The sequence below is a fragment of the Paenarthrobacter sp. 10L412 genome (assembly GCF_056395565.1).
The window spans coordinates 1-20,737 of the sequence record NZ_JBFTJT010000009.1; the positions used below are offsets into that span (position 1 = coordinate 1).

Below are 20,737 nucleotides of genomic sequence, written 5' to 3' on the forward strand. Positions count from 1 at the left end.
CTTGATCCCGCCGCCGCTCTGCCCGTTTTCGCTGCCTTCGTTGGTGTCGCCGCCGTTCCCGTCGCCTTCGCCAGTGGCATTGGTGGTTCCCGACTCATTACCGTTTCCGGTGGTGAGTCGGGGGTTGGTGGCGGTGTTCATGGCGGTGGTGAGGGTTTCGTATTGTTCCGCGGTGGCGAAGATTTCGATGTGGTGGAGCCCGTGGCGGCGTCGACGACGGAAGAACGCGCCTTGGAGTTGGCGGAGAACTTCCTCGGACGGTTCGGGACCGTCTTGGTCGATCGAATCGATCCAGCGTTTGGCCATTTTGGTGACGAAGTCCGGGTCGGATTCAACGGCCGTGGCGGTGAGGGCGTGTTCCATCCGGGTGAGGGTGTCGTCATCGGTGAGCAGCCGGACTTTGTCCAGTGCGCTGCTGATGATCGTCGCGGACCGGGTGGGTATGTGCGTGGTTTCGAGGGCCTGGGCGAGGATTTCCCGGCGGGGTGGGATGTGTTGCCCGGCGATTCCGGTCCGGGGGAGGACCTCGGAGGCCAGGGCGAGCCGGCGGTTGGCTTCGCTTTTGCTGATCCGCAGGCTCGCGCGCAGGAATTCCGCGGCGTTCCGGTAGCCGTCATCGGCCACCGCAGCAGCGTCTGCCGCGGTAACAGCCCCGACTGAGTCCGGGTCCGTGGTTCCGGGGTCGGTCCAGCCTGTCTGCCATCCCGTGCCCGCCGCGGATGAGGGCCGTGCCTGCTGGGCTTGCGTGCGGGTCCGTTCCACGGCGTGCGCCGCGATGACCTGCAGGTACTCCACGGTGCGGGAGATCTCCTCCACCCGCCCGGCGAACGCCGCGGCCTCGGCAAACCCGAACGTCAGGGCACCGGCCACAGTGAAGGAACGCAGATTTTCCAACGCCTCAACGCTGTCAGCCAGCGCACCCTCAAGTCCCAACGCACCGTCAATTCCCTGAGAAACGCTAAGCCCCTTGGAACCATCAAGCCCAGGGAAATCGCTCAGCCCAGGGGAAACAGGGACGACGTCAGGTCCAACTTTAGGCTCGACGTCACCAGGGTCAGAGAAGGGCCGTGGTTCAATGCCGCGAAGCAGCGCCATGGCCCTGGCGTTCTCCGAATCGGTGACTACCGCCGTCGGGCTTTCACAGCCCGCTTGGCCGCTGGCAGGACCGGCGTGGCTTCCTCGGGGAACACGCCGAGGGCGCAAGGCGGCGCCAGACATCGCTGCCCGACGCGCCAACATCTCCCCAATACTTCCCATGAATAAAGCCTCTCACCAGGGTCTGACATTTTTAGGGCCCAGCGCCGCTACCCTTTGGGTGCCGCAAGATTCCCAACCGTCTCGATGGATCAAACATGTGTCCAGTGTCAGACATTTTTGGCCCACGGATTGGCGTGGGCCCGGTTTCAGATTGCCCCTGCGATATCAATAGACTGACCCGGCCCGGACATGTGCAGTTCAGCACGGACCGGGCGCTTTCTGAAACCGAATTGGGGACCCATATTTTGACCACTACAGCGCCAAAAATCACCGTTGTCGTACCGACTTACAATGAACGGGAGAATCTTCCGCTACTGACGTCCCAGCTTGATTCACTGGGCATTCCGAATCTCCACGTGCTCATTGTTGATGACGATTCCCCAGATGGGACAGGGGAGGTCGCAGACAGGTTGGCAAAGCAATCGAATGGCGCCGTTTCCGTGCTGCATCGGGCTGAAAAGGATGGTTTGGGCCGAGCTTACGTGGCTGGGATGACCCGGGCGTTGGCACAAGATGCAGAAATTGTCATCCAAATGGACGCTGATTTATCCCATCCGGTGGCAGCAATCCCAGCCATGATTGACAAGATTCTGAAGGAGAATGCCGACGTTGTTATCGGCTCGCGCTATATTGCCGGGGGCTCTACGGCGTCGGAATGGCCCTGGCACCGAAAGGCACTGTCCGCTTGGGCCAACTTCTACGTGAGTGTGATCTTGGGGTTGAAAGTGAAGGACTGCACGGCCGGGTATAAAGCCTGGAGTGCTTTAGCCCTCGGCCTCATTGACGTCTCAACGATCAAGAGTGATGGCTATTCCTTCCAAGTCGAGATGAACTACAGGGCCGCTCAGCGGGCCCTTGAGATCACCGAGGTGCCCATTCATTTTGAAGAACGCGTGGAGGGGGCTTCCAAAATGAATCTCCGGGAGCAGCTTGAATCTGCGCTGACGCCATGGAAGCTTCGCCTGAAACGTGATAGTCCCGTTCTAGTGCCCAAGAGCTAGCCAGGCAGCCCCGCCCTACCGACCTCCGTACAGCGCCGCCTCAAGCAGCCGGTCAAAGCTGGCAGTCCCACTGCTCATCGGAGCAACGCTGATGACCGCGAGGAGTTTCTCGGAGCCGTCTTCCTTGGCACTTGCGACCCTTTTCACGTGCAGCCGCAAACCGGGAACACCGTTGATCAGCAGTGGGAGCTGCTCACCGCTCTTGATCAATTTCCGTAGCTGCTTTGTGGAGATCTTGTCGTCGGAGCTGCCCGTTAGCTCCGTGAGGGTGTCGTTGATCCGTTTTGCCAAGCCGCGCATCAGGCTCCTCTGGGCGGCGACGGTTGGAATGGTAAGGATCGCTGCGAACACGGCCGTGAACATCGAGGCTGGGCCAACGCTTCTCAGGGCAGGCATGAAGATCATCAGGGTCAGCCACAGGATCACAGCAAGAATGGTGAAAGTGACGAATTTGATGATGGGTTTGTCGCCTGGTTTCCTTACCCAGCGCACGATTTCAACAGCGTCGGACGCGTTCTCCATGGTCAGGATCCCTTCACTTCGAGGAGTGCTTCGGCCAGAATTACTGCCTCGCGGGCTTCCTTAAGATCGTTCCGCAATCCCAGATCGGTGATCTTCGCGGCGCCACCGCCGGTACCAGCAAGCTCGTAGAGGGCCCTGCTCAGGTTTTCGCGGTCCTGTGACAACCTCCGGGACGTATCCAGTTTGGCTCTGCTGACTTCAAGCTCCAGGAGCGAGCGGCCGATGGCGTCGCGTCGTCCCTGCATGAATGACAGTTTCTCTGTGAGCCGCAGGACCTGTGCACTGTGCATTGACCCCATCTGAACGGCAGTTCGTTGGAGCTCATGGAGGGCCGCCGACGTCTGAGGCTCGCCGGAGTGCCGGGCTAGTTCCTCATTGACGCGGACCAGTCTTCGTTCCCAGCCCCGAAGGGCCCGTTGATACCGTCCCAAGAGCAGCGAGATCGCCGACAGCGCCTTGTCAAGGGCCCTCGCCCGGGTGCTCAGGCTTGTGGTTGCCGCGTCCAACCTTGCGAGGAATGCGGCGTAATTGTCCGGGGAAGGAGCCTTGTTGTGAGGATCCATGCGTCACCTGCGCCCGATGCTCTTGCAACCAGGTTTGGTGCGGCACAACGCTCCCCAAACGCCCATGTCAAGAGAATAGAGGGTCCCCGCCCGTTGGCATAGGGCCCGTAGTCACAGCCTGCGGTCAGTACTGGCCTTTGATCACGAAGTACGACCCCCGGATTACCCCTGCCAGCTTGGACTTCTGACGGGCGAACTTGAAGCGCGATTCCAGTTCTGCTGGAACGTCCATGCCCTCAGCGAGCTTGAAACCGACCGCCCGCTTCCCGCCTTCCTCGATGCTGTACATGACGTTGATGGACAGCCCGGACTCGTAGAACACGTAGTCCATCCGCAAGCCGTCCACTTCGAAGGCCGTCGCCTCCAAGGGGCGGGAATCGATGACGATGTCGCGCTCTTCCTTCAGGATCCGGCTCACGCGATCCACGACTTCCGGCACCTCGCTGGCGGGACTCACGGTGAATTCATGGTCGTATTTGTTCTTGTAATAACGGGCCTCGTTGGCCCGCAACCCTGCAAGCGTCTCGGCAACCGGAGAAGACTCCAGGCCCTCGGTGGAAACGTTCTTGAAGTCAACGATGTACGGCAATTGCTCTCCTCGTCAGATGTCTTGGGACCAACCCTAACGTTCCACACCGACACCGCGGTGTTGAGGCGAGGAATTGGGTGAGGAAAACGCACGACGGCGGGAGGTCGCCGTCGTGCGTTAAGCGAAGCAGGTATCGGGAGGGACTCCCTCCTGATACCTGCTTGGCCTAGCGTGGAGCCATGGATAATCGAGCGGAGGTCCGCGAATTCCTGATCTCACGGCGTGCCCATGTTGCCCCTGAGCAGGTTGGACTGCCCACTGGGACCAATCGCCGGGTGAAAGGCTTGCGGCGTAGTGAAGTGGCCACGCTTGCCGGGTTGAGCGTGGAGTATTACACGCGCCTTGAGCGTGGCGCGATCAGCGGAGCTTCCCCGCAGGTTCTTGAGAGCATCGCCAGGGCGTTGTGCCTGGACGACGCCGAGCGGGCCCACTTATTCGACCTCGCCCATGGGGCCAGTCCGGTGGCCCGCCCGCCACGGCGGCGCAACTCCAAGTCCTACGTTCCGCATCAGAGCCTGCAATGGGCGCTCGATGCTGTCACCGCTGGTCCGGCGTTCGTTCGCAATGGCCGGATGGATCTGTTGGCGGTCAATCCCTTGGCGCGGGCGTTCTACAAAGATTGCTACGACATGCCGGGTCAACCGCCGAACATCGCGCGATTCACGTTCTTGGATGAACGCGCCCATGATTTCTATCCGGATTGGGATGCGTTCGCCGAGGTGACCGTGTCAATCCTGAGGACTGAAGCAGGTCGCGACCCGCACAACAAGGAACTTCATGACCTCATCGGTGAGCTGGGAACCCGAAGCGATGAATTCCGGAAACGCTGGGGTGCACACAACGTCCGCCACCATGGGACGGGTTTCAAGACGTTCAATCACCCCGTTGTGGGCGAGCTGACGCTAGCTTATGAAGGGTTGGAAATGGCCGCTGAGCCCGGCTTGACCCTGACGATCTACAGTGCGGAACCGGGGTCGCCTTCGGCGGAGCGCCTGCAGTTGCTCGCTTCGTGGGCTGCCAGCGAGTATGGCACCGCAGCTCAGGCTGAGCCTGAGAGGGCTGCCTCGGACGGCTGAGGTGACCGTTCCTTCCGCAGCAGGATGGTGAGCGGGAGAAAATACAGTGCCGCTATGCACGTACCCACTACCACAGGGCCCGTGGCACCGAGCGCGGACTCGAGGGCGAAGCCAGCGATCCAGGAGCCCACTGCGGTGCCGAGGTTAAACGAGGATGTGCTGAGGGCCGAGGCGAGCGTGGGTGCGTGGTGGGCATACCCGACTGCTTTGCCTATGAGGATGGGGTTGGTTGCCATGCCGAACAGACCCAGCAAGAAGATGAGGATCACCGTCAGCACGGCGTTGCCTGAGAGCAGGCAGAGTGCCCCGAGCACTAGAAACGTCATTGCAGCCGAGACGAACAGCGCCGTGAAGGGGCGGTGCGCGCCAACATGGCCACCGACGTTGGAACCGATGAACGCTCCCACTCCATAGCCCACGAGAACCAGCGGAACCGCTGCTGCTCCCATGCCCGTGTTCTGTGTCAGGAGCGGAGAGATGAAGCTGTAGGCCGCAAGGGATGATCCACACACGATTGCGCAACCTGCAAGGACAAGCCAGACCCTGGCGTCACGCATGCTCGCGATCTCGGCCCGAACTGAGGGGATGGGGCCAGAGGAAGGCCCGACGCCGACCAAACGGTAAACAACCAACGCCGCCACGAGTGCCAGGACGGTGAGGATCCAGAAAGGGCCTCGCCAACCGATCGACTGGCCGGCAAATGCCCCCAACGGAACACCGATCACGTTGGCGAGCATGCCACCGCCCAGGACCACCCCCAACGCGCGGGAGGCGGAAGCGGCACCAGCCGCCTTAGCACCCACGACGGCGGCGACGGCCCAGAAGGCTCCGGTGGCCAGAGCCGTCAGGAACCGGGCCCCGAGTATCACTGCGAAGTCGGTGGTAAGAGCAACGATGACGTGTCCAACGGCGAAAACCACCAACGCGAGGCTAAGCGTGACGCGTCGCGGCATCTTGAGGGTGAGGATCGACATGGTGGGCGTTCCAACGATCATGCCAACCGCGAAGACGGTAATCATCAACCCGGCATTTCCTACCGTGATACCCAGGTCCTGGGCGATCTCTGGAAGGATCCCGGCCACCACGAATTCTGTGGTGCCCATGAGGAACACGCCCGCGGCAAGCACGTAGGTAACAAGCGGCAGGCGACGGGTTGTTGGTGCACGCCAAGTATTAGTGGTCATGATTCCAGACCATCACAGGCATTCAGCCTGAGGGAGTCCCGGTTGATGGGGGTTCTCCGAGGGACTCTGTGGTACTCCACGTGGATCAATCCCGCGGCAGATTCGATTGGGTCTTGCCAAAGAAATAGTAAGCATGCTTATGTATTGCTGTTCCGCCAAGTCAGCGGGTTGAATCCATTCCCCGTCATGATCCCGGAACCCATGCCCGGTGATGCAGGCCGCTGGGCACCAAGTGCAACACAATCAGATTCCAAGGAGACATCATGCTCGCCAGGGAGAACATTGACCGTCTGATGGGCCTCAACGGAAACGTTCGGACCACGGAGGGGGACAAGGTTGGGTCAATCGGCACGTTCTACACCGATGACGACACGGGGGAGCCAACATGGGTAACAGTCAAAACCGGTCTTTTCGGCACTTCTGAATCGTTCATTCCCTTGGAGGGAGCCACCGTTGAGGGCGACGACGTCCTGGTTCCCTACAGCAAGGATCACATCAAGGACGCTCCCCGCGTGGCCGAAGACGGGCACCTCGATCCCAGTGAAGAAGAGCGGCTTTACAACCATTACAGCATCCAGGACCGGGGTGGTTTCGAGGGTCAGAATGACTACGGGAACCGGAGCGCTGGAGTGGACACGAGCGCCGGAGTGGACAGCGTCGGCGGTATGGACGTTGACACCGCCGGAACGGCACGCGGGGGCGACGATGCCATGACCCGTTCTGAAGAGCGGCTCAACGTCGGGACGGAAAGGACAGCGGCCGGACGGGCGCGTCTTCGCAAGTACATCACCACCGAAAATGTGACTACCACCGTGCCGGTCGAGCGCGAGGAAGTCCGCCTTGAGCGTGAGCCGATCACGGATGCCAATAAGGGAGACGCCATGTCCGGCCCTGACCTCACAGAAAGCGAGCATGAGGTCACGCTTCACGAAGAGCGGCCGGTAGTGGATAAGGAAACCGTCCCTGTGGAGCGCGTGCGCTTGGAAAAGGACACCGTCACGGATGAAGTCCCCGTCAATGAGGAAGTCCGTAAGGAAAACATTGAAACTGAAGGCACGCGCGATACCCGCCGCTGAAGCGTGCGGCACCTGCCGCACCACTGAGGGGTCAACGCCCGACGGCGGGAGGCCGCCGTCGGGCCCTTATCCAGCCAGCTGGTCCTACCGCAGAAGCCCAGGCGATGGGACGATTTCCCTATGGGCGATGAAGAGAAGAAGGGCCCTGGCGTGCCCTTGGGCGCAGGGTCAGAGGAACGCGATCAGTGGCAGGATACGGATGCTGGATCTCCGACCACACAGCAGATGAGGACCATCGGCCAGCGTCGGCGGGAGGCCGAGCGCAAGCTCGATCAACACCTGGAGGAAGCCAAGCACAAGGCTGAAGCCGCGGATCCGGACGATCAAAAAACGGAATCGTAACTGCGCCGCTTTTCAGCGGCTGGTTTCGGGGTGCTTTCTGGGCGCCGGATGATCCGTCCCCGGGCCGCTTTCGGAGATGGCCTGTTGTGGGAGCTGGTCAGTACCTTGCTCCGGGTGTTTCGGCCTGCGCAGCGGCGTGTCACTGCCATGGGCTTCGCCGTGATGGAGCTGCAGGGCGCAGTGGATCAGGGGAAAGTGGCTGAACGCTTGCGGAGTGTTGCCGAGTTGTCGTTGGGTCCTGGGATCCCATTCCTCGCTGAGCAGCCCAACATCGTTTCGGAGCGTCAACAGTCGCTCGAACAGTGCGGTTGCCTGGCCGGCGTGGCCAATGCCCAGCAGCGCGTCCACCAGCCAGAACGAGCATGCAAGGAAGACTCCCTCATCGCCAGGCAGGCCGTCGTGGCCGGACTCGGTTCGATAGCGCAGCACCAGACCATCATCGGTCAGCCCTTCCTGGATGGCTTTCACAGTGCCCGCAACCCGTGGATGGCGGTGCCCCAAAAAGCCAACCCGGGGGATGAGGAGCAGGCTGGCGTCCAGCTCCTTACTGCCGTAGGACTGGACAAAGCTGTTGAGCTCTTCATCGAACCCCTGCGTCATGACCTCTGAGTGGATTTGCCTGCGAAGCGCCGCCCAGCGGTCCGCGGGGCCGGGCAATCCCGAAGTTCTTACGGCTTTGACCATGCGATCCGCAGCTACCCATGCCATGACTTTGGAATGCGTGAAATGCCGGCGGGGGCCGCGCATCTCCCACAGCCCGTTATCCGGTTGGTCCCAGGCCCCTTCCAGGTACTCCATCAACGCCACTTGAATGTCCCAGGATGTGTCCACGGTGCCCGGCGGGGAAGCTGCCCTTGTCAGCGAGAGTCCGTCCAACACTTCGCCCCAAACGTCCAATTGCAGCTGGGGAGCTGCGGCGTTCCCGGTGCGGACTGGCCGGGAATTTTCGTAGCCCGAAAGCCACGGGATCTCTGCCTCCGGCAATCTTCGGGCGCCGTCCAGGCCGTAAACGATCTGCAGCTCGGAAGGATCGCCCGCCACAGCACGGAGCAGCCATTCGCGCCACGCTGCTGCTTCTTCCGTGTATCCGGCGGCAAGCAACGACTGCAGGGTCAGTGTTGCATCGCGGAGCCAGCAATAGCGGTAGTCCCAATTGCGGGAACCGCCCAGTTGCTCGGGAAGGGACGTTGTCGCAGCCGCAACGATGCCGCCCGTGGGGGCGTAGGTCAGCGCCTTGAGGGTAATCAGGGATCGCTCCACCGGGTCCTTGTACTTGCCCTCCATTTCGCTTTGATCAATCCACTCGCGCCAGAAGGATTCCGTGGCGTGAAATGCTTTGGCTGCATCGATACGCCGGGGCTCCGGCTCATGGCTTGGTGCCCAGCGAAGCACGAAGGGGATGCGTTCCCCGGCGCGGACGCTGAAGTCACTAACCGTGCGCATGTCCTGGCCCATTAGAGGAGCGGGCGTCGTGAGATAGGCGGAATCGGGCCCCGCCACGGCGCTGATTCCGTGCTTGGTGTGACGCACCCACGGGACCACGCGACCGTAGTCGAAACGGAGAATCAACTCGCCACGCATGGCCACCTCGCCGGACAGGCCTTCCACGATCCGCACGAGGTCTACAGCGTCGTCGCGGACGGGCATGAAGTCGGTGACACGGACCGCGCCGCCGTCCACTTCCCATTCCGTTTCCAGGATCAGGGTGTCCGGACGGTAGCGGCGCCGCGTGCAGTTTCCGCCGTTCCGCGCCCCTGCATCTGTGGGCGCGAGGAGCCACCGGCCAGCTTCAGGGGTATGCAACAAGGCGGCGAAGCACGCGGGAGAGTCGAAGCGCGGCAGGCACATCCAGTCAATGGATCCGTCGCGTGCCACCAAGGCCGCCGTATTCAAGTCCCCGATGATCGCATAGTCCTCAATTCTGGCCATGGCATCAGATCCTTAAATCAGACGGCGTCGAGTATGCCCTGACCGTACCCTTTTGCCTCACGCACCTCAACGGATGCGTCGGTTATTCAACTGCTGCGCCGCCATCACCCATCAATCGGCTGAGGCCGTCAAGAATTAGGTTCAGTCCAAAGTCGAATTCGTCGCCGAAGTCGTAGCCGGGTTTGAGGACATGCTCGACGGCGATCTCCACCATGCGCGGGTATTCCCCGGTTGAGAATCGCTCCATGATGGGGGTGGTGATTTCGGCTGCAGTATCCCTGCCTTCGAACGGCAAAGCTGCTTCCTGGAGGGCGAAGCCGTAGATGTAACTGTCCAGCGCTGCGTACGCGTGGGCGGTCAGTTGGATCGAAAATCCTGCTGCCCGCAAAGTGGCCAGCGTCGCCTCGTGGTGTCGAAGTGTTGCGGGGCCAGGGGAGGAGCGGCTTTCCAGCAGCCCCACCGCCCACGGATGCCGGGTGAGGGCTGCGCGCATGGCGTGTGCCCGACTGTGCATTTCGTCCCGCCAGTTCCCGGAGGGCGAGGGCAACTGAACTTCGCTGAACACCATGTCCACGATGCCGTCCAGGATCTCGTCCTTGTTAGCCACGTAGTAGTACAAAGACATCGGCTTGGTGCCCATGCTCTGCGCGAGAGAGCGGATGGTCAGCGCCGATATCCCCGATTCGTCTGCGAGTTCCACAGCGCATGTGAGAACCCTTTCGCGGCTAAGAGGAAGGCGCTCCGGGCTGACGGCTGACACTGGATCTCCTTTGGGTGTTCCGTTTTGGTACATTGTACGGTAGCGTCTTTAGTACAGCGTACGAAAAGTAGCTGAACTCCTGAAAGGAACGGCCATGACCACTGGTCAGCAAGCCAAGGAAACGTCTGCATCCAACGTGGCACCCACATCGGAAGACACAATGCGGGCCATCGTGCAGGATGCCTACGGCTCCGCCGACGTCTTTCGTCTGGCGCGCATCCCCAGGCCTGAGGTGGCGGGCAACGAGGTGCTGGTCCGCGTCCACGCTGCAGGGCTGGACCGTGGGACCTGGCACATCATGACCGGGAAGCCTTACGCCCTGCGTTTGGCCTTTGGGTTCCGGGGCCCCAAGAATCCCGTACCCGGGCTCGACCTCGCCGGGACCGTCGAAGCGGTTGGACCGGAAGTAACCCGCTTCGCGGTCGGGGATCAAGTCTTCGGCGTGGGAAAGGGTTCCTTCGCCGAGTATGCACTAGCCGGGGAAGACCACCTCGCCCTCAAACCTGCAAGCATCAGCTTCGAGCAAGCCGGAGTGGTTCCCGTTTCAGCCTGCACCGCCCTTCAGGCGCTTCGTGCAGGTGGGATAGAAGCCGGGACAGCAGCAGGGCAATCCGCGAAAGGCCTCAAGGTGCTGATCACTGGCGCCTCCGGCGGGGTTGGCGGCTACGCAGTGCAATTCGCTAAAGCCGCAGGAGCTGAAATTACCGGGGCTTGCAGCAGCGGCAAGGTGGACCATGTGCTGTCACTCGGCGCCGACCACGTGATCGATTACGCCAAGCAGGACTTCGCGGACGGGTCTGAGCACTATGATGTGATCATCGATCTCGCGGGAAACCCCAGCCTGAAGCGCCTTCGCCGGGCGCTCACCCACAGCGGAACGGCAGTCCTTACGGGCGGGGAAGAGGGCGGACCGCTAACTGGTGGCATGGACAGGCAGTTCCGGGCACTGGCCCTGTCCCCGTTCATTAGCCAAAAACTGACCATGATTGTTGGCACGGAGCGTTCGGAGGACCTCGAGTACCTCGCCGGGCTCCTTCAAGCCGGAACCATCGTCCCGGCTATCGACCGAAGCTACGCCCTTGACCGCGTTCCAGAAGCCATGCGTTACTTCGACGCCGGCAAAACACGCGGAAAGATCGCCATCACCATCTGACCGGCTGGTCACCAAGGGGCATGGACAGTGAGGGGTCAACGCACGACGGCGGCAGGTCGCCGTCGTGCGTTTGCGTGAAGTCTGGAATCAGCGCCACGAGGCATGTTACGACTGTTCCTGGGAGCGAACCCGGCGAGTCCAAGGAGCAAATCATGGCTGAAGAAAAGCCTGTCCTCGTGGTCGGTGCCACCGGCTACCTTGGCAGTCAGGTGGTTGATGCACTGCTCAAACGCGGCAAGAGCGTCCGGGCGCTGGTCCGGGCAAAATCCAACGCGGGCAAGCTCGAAGCCAAAGGTGTGGAGATCGTCCGGGGCGACATGCTTGATGTGGCGTCCCTGATCCACGCGATGACGGGTGTAGCCGGAGTGATTTCGACTGCCGCCGGGTACACGCGGAACGACAAGAACGCCAACGCGATAGACACTTTTGGCTACAGCAACCTGGCCGTCGCCGCCAAACAAACGGGCGTTCCCAGGTTTGTTCTCATCAGCATCCTCACCTGTGATCTGACGCCCCAGGTTCCGCACTTTTGGCACAAGAAACAGGCCGAGGACACGTTCGAACAGCTGGGCGTCCCTTTCGTGGCGCTTCGTCCGGGTGCGTTCTTCGACCAGACCGCTGGGATGGGCGGTGACCCTCTGGAGAAGGGCCGCGTCATGTGGATCGGTTCCAAGGACACCCCGCTGACCTTCGTCCTCACCAGCGACCTCGCGGGTTACCTTGCGGATGCGGTAGATGCGGAGATAGTTGATGGCGAACGCATCGACATCGGCTGGACCCGACCCGTCAGCATGTCAGAAGCGGCGGGCCTCCTGTCCAAACACGGCGAGGCGGGCGGCAAGGACATCAAGATCATGGCCGTTCCGACGCCGGTGCTCAAAGGGTTGGGCAAAGTCACCTCGCGCTTTGCCCCACTGGTAAGCGACATGGCCAGCATGTCGGCTTGGTTCGAGACGGGCCGATACGTTGCCAACACGAGCCGGCAAGCTGAAGTTTTTGGTTCGCCGCCCACTCCCGAGGACGCCATCGCGCGGTTTGCAGCCAGTTTCGGGCACTGAACGACGGCCACTTCGGCACGCCTGGTAAGCGAACAATGACGGGCACAATCTTTCGCGCGTCGCAAATTGGGAAGTATGCTTACGATATCGACGCAGTTCCGTGATCACCCGTTCGCGGGCCGGTCGGAAGTGAGAGGAGCACGACATGAGAATAGGTTCTTCCATAGCACTGATCGCCATTGGAGCGATTCTGGCCTTTGCGCTTGCCCCCGGACTCATCCCCTTCGTGGACCAGGTCCTGATCGGTTACATCCTGATGGCTGTAGGCGTATTGGGCCTGATCATTTCCATCATCATGGCAGGCCGCACCCGGCGTACGGACCATGTCGTGGAGCGGCGCGATGCCCCAGAGACCATCATCGACCGGCGCCCGCGTCCCGAAGTTTAGCTCTCTCTAAAGCAAGGAAAAACGCACGACGGCGGAGGTCGCCGTCGTGCGTTTTCTTGCGTGCGGTCCGGGCGCAAAAGCTCTGACGGAACACTGTCGCCGTTCCCCTCAGCCCAGTGGTGCTTCCCAGGCGAATCCGTCAGGGTCGGTGAAGGTGCCTGCATCGCCGCTGATGAAGAGCCGGTGAGACCCGGTGCCGTCAGGTGATACGCCGGCGGTCTTGGCCAGCGAGCCACGTTTGTTGAGCGTCAGCTTGATGGGGCCGGTATCAAACTCGACGTACCGGCTTCCGAAACTCTTGGCCAAGGTGAGGCCTCGGTCCAGATAGAACTGCTTGCTTGCAGCGACATCCGCGACTCCCAGTTGGAGCACCATCGCATCAATCTGCAGATCGGCCGGACCGGTGTCTTTCTTCGACGAGGAGGCGACTGTCCAGATGGTGCCGTCTGGAGCTTGAACTACTCCGCCGTACCCCCACAGCGATTTAGCGGCCGGCTTGATGACTGTCGCGCCGGCGTCGCGGGCGTTGTCCATAAGACTGTTGACGGTGGCCGGCTGGGAGACGACAAGCGACATCGTAAATCGGCGAAAGCCGGTGGCCGGCGCCTCGGATGAACGTACCTGAACCCTGCCGCCCATGCTGAAAACGTCGGTGTAGAAGGCCTCCGCCACCTGAGTAGTGGGAGCGACCTCGAGAATTACAGATTCGATGGCTGCCATGTCAATCATCCTAGTGAAGAACCAGTGGTCACGGCTGAACACCACGTAGGCTGCTGGCATGGAGAAGTCATTCGATGTAGAACTCGTAAACCAGGATGAGTACTTGGTCCGCTGGGCATCCGAAGGGCAGACCGGGGAATCCGTCTTTCGGATCACTCCGGAATTCCTGACTGATGCCAGGCTGGGCGGCCAGGATGGGCAGCTTATTACTGAAGAAACGGCCAACTTCCTTGCCGAGCACCAACCCGTGATCGACTTCCCCCAGACGGTTGATCTGGAAGAGATTGCGGCAGCTTACCCCGACTTCGCACAGCAACTGCGGAGCCGGCTTGAGGCCCGCTGACCCAACCCGCTGACCTAACCCACCGACTCGTCCACGCGGAGGTCGTACTGCAGGTGCCCCCGGTGCACCCTCACTCCGGCCGTAGGGACGTGGGGGACCAGCTTGGCTCCTGGCATGAGATGACTGACGGGCTGTAAGTCCAGCAGGACGCCACCCAGTCGCTGTTCCCAGCGATAAGCGATTCCGGCAGCGGGCAGCCATTCCTCCATGTGGTTTCTTCCGAAGTGAGGGTATTTCCGGCTTCCCGGGCCAATCCGAACGTCCACTAACGACTCCACGCCGGCGGCGTGCAAAAGGTCCTCAAAGTCGGCCTGGGGTGTGGCGCCATGCCCAACAGTCAGCAGTTTCTGCTCGTTCGGCATCGGCTTGCTCAGCATTGGAACTGGACGTCAAACTCTTCCCGCTTGCGTCCGCTCGAGGTGGTTGCGGCGTCGAGCACGGCCTGTGCCGCCTCTTCCAGCCGGGAAACGTGGAGCACCAGCCCTGGTATTTGAATGACGCGAAGTTCAAACCAGCCGTCGGTGGCCAGCGTTACCCTTGCCGTCAGTGTAATTGCGTTGACCCGGCAGGCTTCGGTGGTCACGAGTCTGGAGCCAACAAGTGTGAGAGCCAAGCTGACCTCCAGGGCAGCGGAGCGACAGGCGCCTACTGCTTGACTCACTTGAGCATACAGAAACTTGCATGCGCGATGTCAATAAGATTCGCTGAGTTTCGCGGTTGTGTCAGCTGTCCACGTTGGCTGTCAGAAGCTCACCGTTGAAGTACTCCAGCTTCCAGCCATCGGAGGCGTGGTGATGGGCGAGGTTCAGTACGGCATTGTGGACGCTGTCCAGCGTGCGTCCAATCGCGCGGCTCAGTGACAGTCGGATCAACGTACCGTGGGTTACCACCAGGACGCGCTGTCCCGAAAATTCCTGTGCCAACTGTTCCAGGGCATCCATACCGCGGCTGGCCGCGTCATCATCGCTCTCGCCGCCGCGGAAACCGCCTGGGATGCGAAGTGCTTCGAGTTCCGGGCCGGCTTGCAGGCCTTCTGCAGGTCCGAAGCTTCGCTCGATGAGCTCGGGAACCCGCCCGGCCACCGTGAGGCCCAAGCCTTCTGCGATCAAGTCCGCCGTTTCTGCCGCACGGCTCAACGGCGAGGAAACAATGGCGTCCCATTGGTAATTGGCCAGTGTGGCAACGGCTTCACGCGCCTGTTCGCGGCCGACGTCGTTCAGTGGAATGTCAGTGGCACCCTGCAACCGGCGCTCCGCGTTCCAGTCGGTCTGGCCATGGCGGACGAGGGCGAAGGTAGTAAGGGTCATGCCTTCCATTGTGCCTTCCGGCCGTCCGGGCCGCAGTTCCGTGCGTCACGTAAGGAAAACGTCCGACGGCGGGAGGTCGCCGTCGGACGCTTGTTGCGGTTGGCGTCAGGCGGCGTCGTGGATGGTGATCCGGTACCCGTCCGGATCTGCGAAGGTGAAGGTGCGCCCGAAGGGTCCGTCGATGGGTGCTGCCGTGATCTGCGTGCCGTGGGCGGAGAGCGTGTCATGGAGTTCCTGGGCGTCGGTGGCCCGCAGCCACAAGGCAATACCTTCGCCGGGTTGCGGGAGCGAATCCAGCTCGGTTTCCGGCAGTGGCTCCCGCACCGCAAAGGCCACCGGTTTGGTGTCAAAAACGACGGCGTGCGGCGGACCGGCCACCGAGCGCGTCAGCCCGAGTTGCTGCTCGTAGAACAGTGCCGAACGCTCAAGATTGCGGACCTGCAGGGAAATGAAATCTGGACCGATTGTAGCCATGCTTGCTCTCCTTGTTATGTCAGTATGTTGACATGGACAAGCTATGTCAGAATGTTGACATGAGTCAAGACGGCAGTGGCGTGGATCTGGACACCTCCCTGGGTTATCTCCTGAAGCAAGTGCACAGTGCTTTGCGGAGCGCAATGGACGCCGCCCTCCGACCCCTCGGAATGACGGTGTCGCAGTACGCATGTCTTGAGCTCCTGGCGCAACGTCCAGGCCTTTCCAATTCCGATCTTGCCCGCGGAGCCTTCGTGTCCCGGCAGTCAATGAACGTGCTTTTGCAGGCCCTGGAACGGGACGGGCTGGTTTCAAGGCCGGAGCAGCCTGTCGCCGGGCGGGCACTCCCCGTGAAGCTAACTCCATTGGGTAGTAAGCGACTGAAGGCAGCGAGTGAGGCTGCCAACGAGGTGGAAGATCGGTTGCGACAGGGGTTGACTGCCAGCGAGCGGCGGCATTTGCAGGCCCTGCTCGTGTCGCGACTTACGGCGCTCGCGGAGGACTAATCGGCCTCCTCATTGATGACGCGTTTCCCTTCCGGGCCAATACTAAGTATCCTGATGACTTGTCTGGTGAATCCGGATGATGCTGTTTGACGCAGGACTGCTCAAGCCGTAGCGGTTTCGCCGAACAGGGCGGCTGCGCGGCTCTCGTGAAAGTTTGATCGGCGGCGTTGCCTGGTAGCAGCGGACCCTGTTGGGGTCCGAGGCACGCAGGTGGGCCTGAAGGGCGTGACAATTCGTGGGCAACAATGACGAGGCCGTGGAGTTCCACGTGACCGATGCCAGTGTGGCTGCCACCATCGCTGGCCGCTATCAGCTGGGACCTGTTTTGGGCCGAGGAGCTATGTCCACGGTGTACCGGGCCACGGACTTGCTCCTTGGCCGGGACGTAGCAATCAAGATCTTTCTGCCTGGCTCTGGCGACGACTCGTTCAGGGCCCGCCAGGAAACCGAGATGAGGTTGCTCGCCGCCTTTGACCATCCAGGCCTGGTGGCGGCCTTCGATGCGGGCGTGGATACCCGCAATGGCGAAGAACGCGCCTACCTCGTCATGGAACTCGCAGAGGGTCGTGACCTGAAGGCCGTACTATCCGACGGGCCCCTGACGCATCCCGAAACCACCCGCATCGGCGTGCGACTCGCTGGCGCCCTTGCCCAGGTGCATGCCCAGGGCGTCATTCACCGCGACATCAAGCCGGCGAATATCCTGGTTTCCGAGGGGGCAGATGGCACCGAATCTGTGAAACTGGCGGACTTCGGCGTCGCCCTGGTCATGGACGATAGCCGCCTCACCGCAACGGGCTTCACCGTCGGCACAGCCCAGTACCTCAGCCCGGAGCAGGCACAAGGGCTGCACCTGACGCCTGCCAGCGACATCTACTCTTTGGGTTTGGTGCTCCTGGAGTGCCTCACCGGCAAGCCCGAATACCCAGGAACCCCGGTGGAGACGGCCTCGGCACGACTTCATCGGGCACCCGAGATCCCGGAAGAACTTCCCAACGGGCTGCGCGGACTCCTCCAAGCAATGACGGACATGGATCCGGACCGACGTCCGACGGCGGGCGACGTTGAAGAGGTCCTGGCGGGCCGACGTCGGAAGCTGCCGCCTATGGCAACGGAAATCCTGCCGGTAGTTTCAGCGGCGCCTGCAGTCCCATCGAAGCCGGCTTTGCCGTCGCGGCCGCCGCATGTGGTGCCTTCCCGTCCGAACGTGGCTGCTTCGGCCCCGGGAAGGCGCGCTTCCGCTACGGGTCCAAGGGCTTTTGGGAAGCAGCCCAAGGTGCTCGCCGGGCTGGTTGCGGCTGCCCTCGCCGTTCCGGTCGCGTTGGCGTTGCTCACCAATGGCGTCTTTTCGTCGGAACCTTCAGCCGAACCGACGCGGAAGGTCGATCCCGGTGTCTCCGTTGTTGAGTCCCAACCGGGCGGGCCGACGACTCCGGTGGAAACGGCTCCGCCGGCGGTGGCGCCTGCAGTCGAAGTTGTGGATGTGCAAGATCAGCAGCCCGTTCCGGCGCCAGCCGTTCAAGCCACCTTGCCTGCCCAAGATGGTGCAGGCACTGATCCCCAAGATCTCGCGGACGCCAAGAGCGGCGGAAAGAGCGAAACCAAGCCTGAAAAAGGTAAGGGGAACGGTCACGGGTAACGCCTGAGGCGGCCAACGCACGACGGCGGAGGTCGCAGTCGTGCGTTTTCTTGCCTAACTTGCCGCTAGGGCTCGGACGGGAAGCTCACCGCCACCGTGGTTCCGCCGCCTGCAGTTTCCGAGAGGGTGAGTTCGCCGCCGTGGGCCTTGGCGATGCTGCTGCAGGTGGCGAGTCCCAGGCCGGAGCCCGGTCCGTCGCCTTGGCGGCGCAGGCGCACCAACGGTTCCAGGACCTCGGCCCGGTCCTCCGGGTTGATGCCTTTGCCGTTATCAGCCACGAAGATGGTGGCGCCATGGTAATTGGAGACGCCGCTGATCCGGACATGCAGATCCCTTTCAGGGCTGCGGTAGTTCATGGCGTTGGACAGCAGGTTCTGCAGCAATGTGCGCAGTTGGCCCTTGTCTGCCTGGAGGTTCAGGTCCTGCACTTCAAGGATGTCGTACTCGATGCCGAGGTCCCGGGCCACCTCACCCGCCGCCTCTTTAAGTGAGACCTGCTGCGGCTGGATGCCGCCGCCCACCCTCGAGTAGCTCAGGACATCTTCCAGCATCCCCAGCATTCGGCGGCCACTCGCCCCGATGCGGCTCAGGTATTTGGCTGCCGCGCTGTCTGTCTGGACGTCCGGGTCGTCCTCCACCAACTCCACATAACCCAGGATGGTGGTGAGCGGAATCCGGAGATCGTGGCTGACGCGGCCCGCGAAACCAGCCAACTTGGCGTTGCTCTCCCGCAGCTCTGCATAGGTGCGGTCCAGTTGGATGGTGCGGTGCTGCAGCTCCAACAGCTCCACCACCTGCTTGGCCAGGACTTCCAGCATGCTGACTTGCTCGGGCCGTATCTCTTTGGGTTTGTCAGAGAAAACGCACAAAGTGCCGGGAACGAATCCTGATTCTGTTTGCAGTGGAACCGAAGCGTAGAACCGAACCCGGCCCAATTCACCGGTGACGAACGGGTTGTCAGCGGACCGCGGATCCAGCGAAGCGTCGGGGATAACGGTGATCTCGCGGGAGAGGAACACCTTGGCACACATGGAATCTTCGCGCGAGCACATCCCCGGTTCCACGCCCCATGCGCCAATTTGGTATTGGTATTCGGCGCTGATGATGTTGACTACCCCGAATGGGGCGCCGCAAAGCTCAGTGGCAAGGCGCACGAGGTTCTGCAGCGCGCTCATGACGGCGGAGTTGGGAAGCAGGGTGGAGTCCTCTCCGGGGTCCAGGCCGTACTCCCGCAACTCCAGATCCCGGCTAAGGTCGCCGGTGAAGGCGAGCTGGCCTTTTGCACCTTTCATCAAGAATTTCCCCCAGGCTTCTTTAGGATTCCCTGCCGATCCTACCGGGAGGTTAGCCGGGTTGGATTGTCACAAGGTTTGCGTTGGCGTTGGCCCTTATCTGAGGCAATTGGTGTCAGTACACTGGAACGCATGACCGAGCAGGAACCGGCTGGGGTTACTGAAGTTATTGACCTCTCCCTGCGCACTCCGGCAGAGCGATCCCGTACCTTCATGGGGATCCTGGTGAACACCGCCCTGGCAAATATCACCACAAGCTATCTCTGGTTCGCCCTGACATTCTGGGTTTACCTCGAAACCCGCAACGTTATTGCGACGGGGGTCGTCGGGGGTGCCTACATGCTGCTGATTGCACTCTCCAGCATCAGCTTCGGCACGTTCGTGGACAGGTATCGGAAGCTTGCTGTGATGCGCTTCGCTGCTGGGTTCACCCTGGTGATGTTCGTACTGTCCGGAGTGCTGTTTCTCGTCACCCCTACAAGCCTTCTGCTGGACCTGACACAGCCTTGGTTCTGGATTTTCACCCTGATCATCCTCGTGGGTGCGGTCGTGGAAAACCTGCGCAACATTGCCCTCTCCACCACCGTCACCATCCTCATTGAGCCTGATCGCCGGGCCAATGCCAACGGAATGGTGGGGATGGTGCAGGGACTCATGTTCATTGTTACTTCGGTCCTGTCCGGACTGTCAGTGGGCCTGCTGGGCATGGGCTGGACCATTGTGGCTTCACTGGTTTTCACCGCGCTGGCGTTCGCACACCTACTCACCTTGCGAATGCCCGAAGAGGTGCAAGCGGCAGCCACTGACGCAAAGGGCGGTTTCGACTTCCGTGGTTCCCTCGCTGCTGTGCTGGCCATCTCCGGGCTGTTTGCATTGATCATATTTTCCACGTTCAACAACTTCGTGGGCGGTGTGTACATGGCTTTGATGGATCCCTACGGATTGGAAATGTTCTCCGTTGAGATGTGGGGAACGTTCTTTGCCCTGGGCTCTACCGGATTCCTGGTGGGCGGTGCGGTGGTAGGAAAGTTTGGGCTCGGCTCCAATCCCTTGCGGACCATGCTGATCGTTGTCGCCGTCATGGGGTTCCTGGGTGCAGTGTTCACCCTGCGTGAATGGGCATGGCTTTATGTTGCGGGTATCTGGTTGTATCTGGCCTTGGTTCCCATTGTGGAAGCTGCCGAGCAGACGGTCATCCAACAGGTGGTTCCCCTGAACCGGCAGGGCAGGGTATTCGGCTTCGCCATGGCCTTCGAGTCCGCCGCAGCGCCCATCACAGCTTTCCTCATCGCCCCGATCGCCCAGTTCTGGATCATCCCGTACGCCCGCTCCGCCGAGGGCGCCGCCCAACTCGAACCACTATTGGGTCAGGGCACGTCCCGGGGGATCGCCCTCGTGTTCCTTATTGCCGGATTCATTCTCATTGCCGCGGCACTGATCGCCTTCCTGACGCCCGTTTACCGGAGGGTCTCGGCGTCCTATCTGGAGAAGGCAGCGGAAGGAGGCGGTGGCGGGAGCGTTGCTACCGGGGGTGCTGACGCAGCGTCTTCCGGGTAAG

The 20,737-nt window shown here is 61.6% G+C and carries 24 protein-coding genes; 11 read left to right on the top strand and 13 right to left on the bottom strand.

The window, feature by feature from the left end; genetic code table 11:
• The coding region (locus AC1DD7_RS13515; RefSeq protein ID WP_477515377.1) for a DUF222 domain-containing protein at nucleotides 1-1,257 on the bottom strand (1,257 nt) is incomplete at its 3' end.
• A gap of 104 nt (nucleotides 1,258-1,361) precedes the next feature.
• Here AC1DD7_RS13515 and AC1DD7_RS13520 point away from each other — a divergent pair.
• Nucleotides 1,362-2,258, top strand: a complete 897-nt coding sequence (locus AC1DD7_RS13520) for a polyprenol monophosphomannose synthase (protein WP_477515378.1) — start codon at nucleotides 1,362-1,364, stop codon at nucleotides 2,256-2,258.
• Nucleotides 2,259-2,273: 15 nt separating this feature from the next.
• On the opposite strand, the gene AC1DD7_RS13525 is transcribed toward AC1DD7_RS13520, so the two are convergent.
• The 3 genes from AC1DD7_RS13525 to AC1DD7_RS13535 form a co-directional block, all read right to left on the bottom strand.
• Nucleotides 2,274-2,780, bottom strand: a complete 507-nt coding sequence (locus AC1DD7_RS13525; protein WP_477515379.1) for a hypothetical protein — start codon at nucleotides 2,778-2,780, stop codon at nucleotides 2,274-2,276.
• Between the two features lie 2 nt (nucleotides 2,781-2,782).
• Nucleotides 2,783-3,343 (bottom strand): hypothetical protein, encoded by a 561-nt coding sequence (locus tag AC1DD7_RS13530; protein ID WP_477515380.1) that lies wholly within the window; start codon nucleotides 3,341-3,343, stop codon nucleotides 2,783-2,785.
• Between the two features lie 124 nt (nucleotides 3,344-3,467).
• Nucleotides 3,468-3,932, bottom strand: coding sequence for a phage tail protein (locus AC1DD7_RS13535; protein WP_431117149.1), 465 nt, complete (start codon nucleotides 3,930-3,932; stop codon nucleotides 3,468-3,470).
• Between the two features lie 179 nt (nucleotides 3,933-4,111).
• Between AC1DD7_RS13535 and AC1DD7_RS13540 the strand changes: the two genes are divergently transcribed.
• On the top strand, nucleotides 4,112-5,008 hold the full coding sequence (locus AC1DD7_RS13540) for a helix-turn-helix transcriptional regulator (protein WP_477515381.1): 897 nt from the start codon (nucleotides 4,112-4,114) through the stop codon (nucleotides 5,006-5,008).
• Here the strand turns inward: AC1DD7_RS13540 and AC1DD7_RS13545 are convergent.
• Complete coding sequence (locus tag AC1DD7_RS13545) at nucleotides 4,972-6,192, bottom strand: MFS transporter (RefSeq protein WP_477515382.1); 1,221 nt, start codon at nucleotides 6,190-6,192, stop codon at nucleotides 4,972-4,974. The genes AC1DD7_RS13540 and AC1DD7_RS13545 overlap by 37 nt on opposite strands.
• A 263-nt stretch (nucleotides 6,193-6,455) precedes the next feature.
• On the opposite strand from AC1DD7_RS13545, the gene AC1DD7_RS13550 reads away from it, so the two are divergent.
• Entirely contained in the window at nucleotides 6,456-7,268 is an 813-nt protein-coding gene (locus tag AC1DD7_RS13550; protein WP_477515383.1) for a DUF2382 domain-containing protein, read from the top strand.
• A 120-nt stretch (nucleotides 7,269-7,388) separates the two neighbouring features.
• The gene (locus AC1DD7_RS13555; RefSeq protein WP_477515384.1) at nucleotides 7,389-7,610 is read left to right on the top strand and encodes a hypothetical protein; all 222 of its coding nucleotides are present in this window, start codon (nucleotides 7,389-7,391) and stop codon (nucleotides 7,608-7,610) included.
• Nucleotides 7,611-7,622: 12 nt separating this feature from the next.
• On the opposite strand, the gene AC1DD7_RS13560 is transcribed toward AC1DD7_RS13555, so the two are convergent.
• Together AC1DD7_RS13560 and AC1DD7_RS13565 are read right to left on the bottom strand one after the other, a co-directional pair.
• Nucleotides 7,623-9,539 carry a glycoside hydrolase family 15 protein gene (locus tag AC1DD7_RS13560; protein ID WP_431117144.1) on the bottom strand — a complete coding sequence of 639 codons (1,917 nt, stop codon included), beginning with the start codon at nucleotides 9,537-9,539 and terminating at the stop codon, nucleotides 7,623-7,625.
• An 82-nt stretch (nucleotides 9,540-9,621) separates the two neighbouring features.
• Nucleotides 9,622-10,299: a TetR/AcrR family transcriptional regulator C-terminal domain-containing protein gene (locus AC1DD7_RS13565; protein ID WP_477515385.1), complete on the bottom strand. Its 678-nt coding sequence runs from the start codon at nucleotides 10,297-10,299 to the stop codon at nucleotides 9,622-9,624.
• 94 nt (nucleotides 10,300-10,393) lie between these two features.
• Here AC1DD7_RS13565 and AC1DD7_RS13570 point away from each other — a divergent pair, with 94 nt between their 5' ends.
• The 3 genes from AC1DD7_RS13570 (at nucleotide 10,394) to AC1DD7_RS13580 (ending at nucleotide 12,898) form a co-directional block, all read left to right on the top strand.
• Entirely contained in the window at nucleotides 10,394-11,452 is a 1,059-nt protein-coding gene (locus tag AC1DD7_RS13570) for an NAD(P)-dependent alcohol dehydrogenase (RefSeq protein ID WP_477515386.1), read from the top strand.
• Between the two features lie 152 nt (nucleotides 11,453-11,604).
• Nucleotides 11,605-12,510 (top strand): SDR family oxidoreductase, encoded by a 906-nt coding sequence (locus AC1DD7_RS13575; RefSeq protein ID WP_477515387.1) that lies wholly within the window; start codon nucleotides 11,605-11,607, stop codon nucleotides 12,508-12,510.
• Between the two features lie 145 nt (nucleotides 12,511-12,655).
• Nucleotides 12,656-12,898, top strand: a complete 243-nt coding sequence (locus tag AC1DD7_RS13580) for a DUF6458 family protein (RefSeq protein ID WP_431117140.1) — start codon at nucleotides 12,656-12,658, stop codon at nucleotides 12,896-12,898.
• Nucleotides 12,899-13,006: 108 nt separating this feature from the next.
• Here AC1DD7_RS13580 and AC1DD7_RS13585 read toward each other — a convergent pair whose 3' ends face one another.
• Nucleotides 13,007-13,618, bottom strand: a complete 612-nt coding sequence (locus AC1DD7_RS13585; RefSeq protein WP_477515388.1) for a glyoxalase — start codon at nucleotides 13,616-13,618, stop codon at nucleotides 13,007-13,009.
• Between the two features lie 58 nt (nucleotides 13,619-13,676).
• On the opposite strand from AC1DD7_RS13585, the gene AC1DD7_RS13590 reads away from it, so the two are divergent.
• A complete protein-coding gene (locus AC1DD7_RS13590) occupies nucleotides 13,677-13,961 on the top strand; it encodes a hypothetical protein (RefSeq protein WP_477515389.1) in 285 nt (94 codons plus the stop codon).
• A gap of 14 nt (nucleotides 13,962-13,975) precedes the next feature.
• Here AC1DD7_RS13590 and AC1DD7_RS13595 read toward each other — a convergent pair whose 3' ends face one another.
• The 4 genes from AC1DD7_RS13595 to AC1DD7_RS13610 form a co-directional block, all read right to left on the bottom strand.
• Nucleotides 13,976-14,323, bottom strand: a complete 348-nt coding sequence (locus AC1DD7_RS13595) for a DUF488 family protein (RefSeq protein ID WP_477515390.1) — start codon at nucleotides 14,321-14,323, stop codon at nucleotides 13,976-13,978.
• Between the two features lie 8 nt (nucleotides 14,324-14,331).
• Nucleotides 14,332-14,574 carry a hypothetical protein gene (locus AC1DD7_RS13600; protein ID WP_477515391.1) on the bottom strand — a complete coding sequence of 81 codons (243 nt, stop codon included), beginning with the start codon at nucleotides 14,572-14,574 and terminating at the stop codon, nucleotides 14,332-14,334.
• Between the two features lie 109 nt (nucleotides 14,575-14,683).
• Nucleotides 14,684-15,277: a histidine phosphatase family protein gene (locus tag AC1DD7_RS13605; protein ID WP_477515392.1), complete on the bottom strand. Its 594-nt coding sequence runs from the start codon at nucleotides 15,275-15,277 to the stop codon at nucleotides 14,684-14,686.
• Nucleotides 15,278-15,373: 96 nt separating this feature from the next.
• Nucleotides 15,374-15,742, bottom strand: a complete 369-nt coding sequence (locus AC1DD7_RS13610) for a VOC family protein (RefSeq protein ID WP_477515393.1) — start codon at nucleotides 15,740-15,742, stop codon at nucleotides 15,374-15,376.
• A 59-nt stretch (nucleotides 15,743-15,801) separates the two neighbouring features.
• On the opposite strand from AC1DD7_RS13610, the gene AC1DD7_RS13615 reads away from it, so the two are divergent.
• Together AC1DD7_RS13615 and AC1DD7_RS13620 are read left to right on the top strand one after the other, a co-directional pair.
• Nucleotides 15,802-16,248 carry a MarR family winged helix-turn-helix transcriptional regulator gene (locus tag AC1DD7_RS13615; protein ID WP_477515394.1) on the top strand — a complete coding sequence of 149 codons (447 nt, stop codon included), beginning with the start codon at nucleotides 15,802-15,804 and terminating at the stop codon, nucleotides 16,246-16,248.
• Nucleotides 16,249-16,483: 235 nt separating this feature from the next.
• Nucleotides 16,484-17,887 (top strand): serine/threonine-protein kinase, encoded by a 1,404-nt coding sequence (locus tag AC1DD7_RS13620; RefSeq protein WP_477515395.1) that lies wholly within the window; start codon nucleotides 16,484-16,486, stop codon nucleotides 17,885-17,887.
• Nucleotides 17,888-17,952: 65 nt separating this feature from the next.
• Here AC1DD7_RS13620 and AC1DD7_RS13625 read toward each other — a convergent pair whose 3' ends face one another.
• Nucleotides 17,953-19,179, bottom strand: coding sequence for a GAF domain-containing sensor histidine kinase (locus tag AC1DD7_RS13625; protein ID WP_477515396.1), 1,227 nt, complete (start codon nucleotides 19,177-19,179; stop codon nucleotides 17,953-17,955).
• A gap of 132 nt (nucleotides 19,180-19,311) precedes the next feature.
• Here AC1DD7_RS13625 and AC1DD7_RS13630 point away from each other — a divergent pair, with 132 nt between their 5' ends.
• A complete protein-coding gene (locus AC1DD7_RS13630; protein WP_477515397.1) occupies nucleotides 19,312-20,736 on the top strand; it encodes an MFS transporter in 1,425 nt (474 codons plus the stop codon).
• Nucleotide 20,737 lies beyond the last annotated feature (1 nt).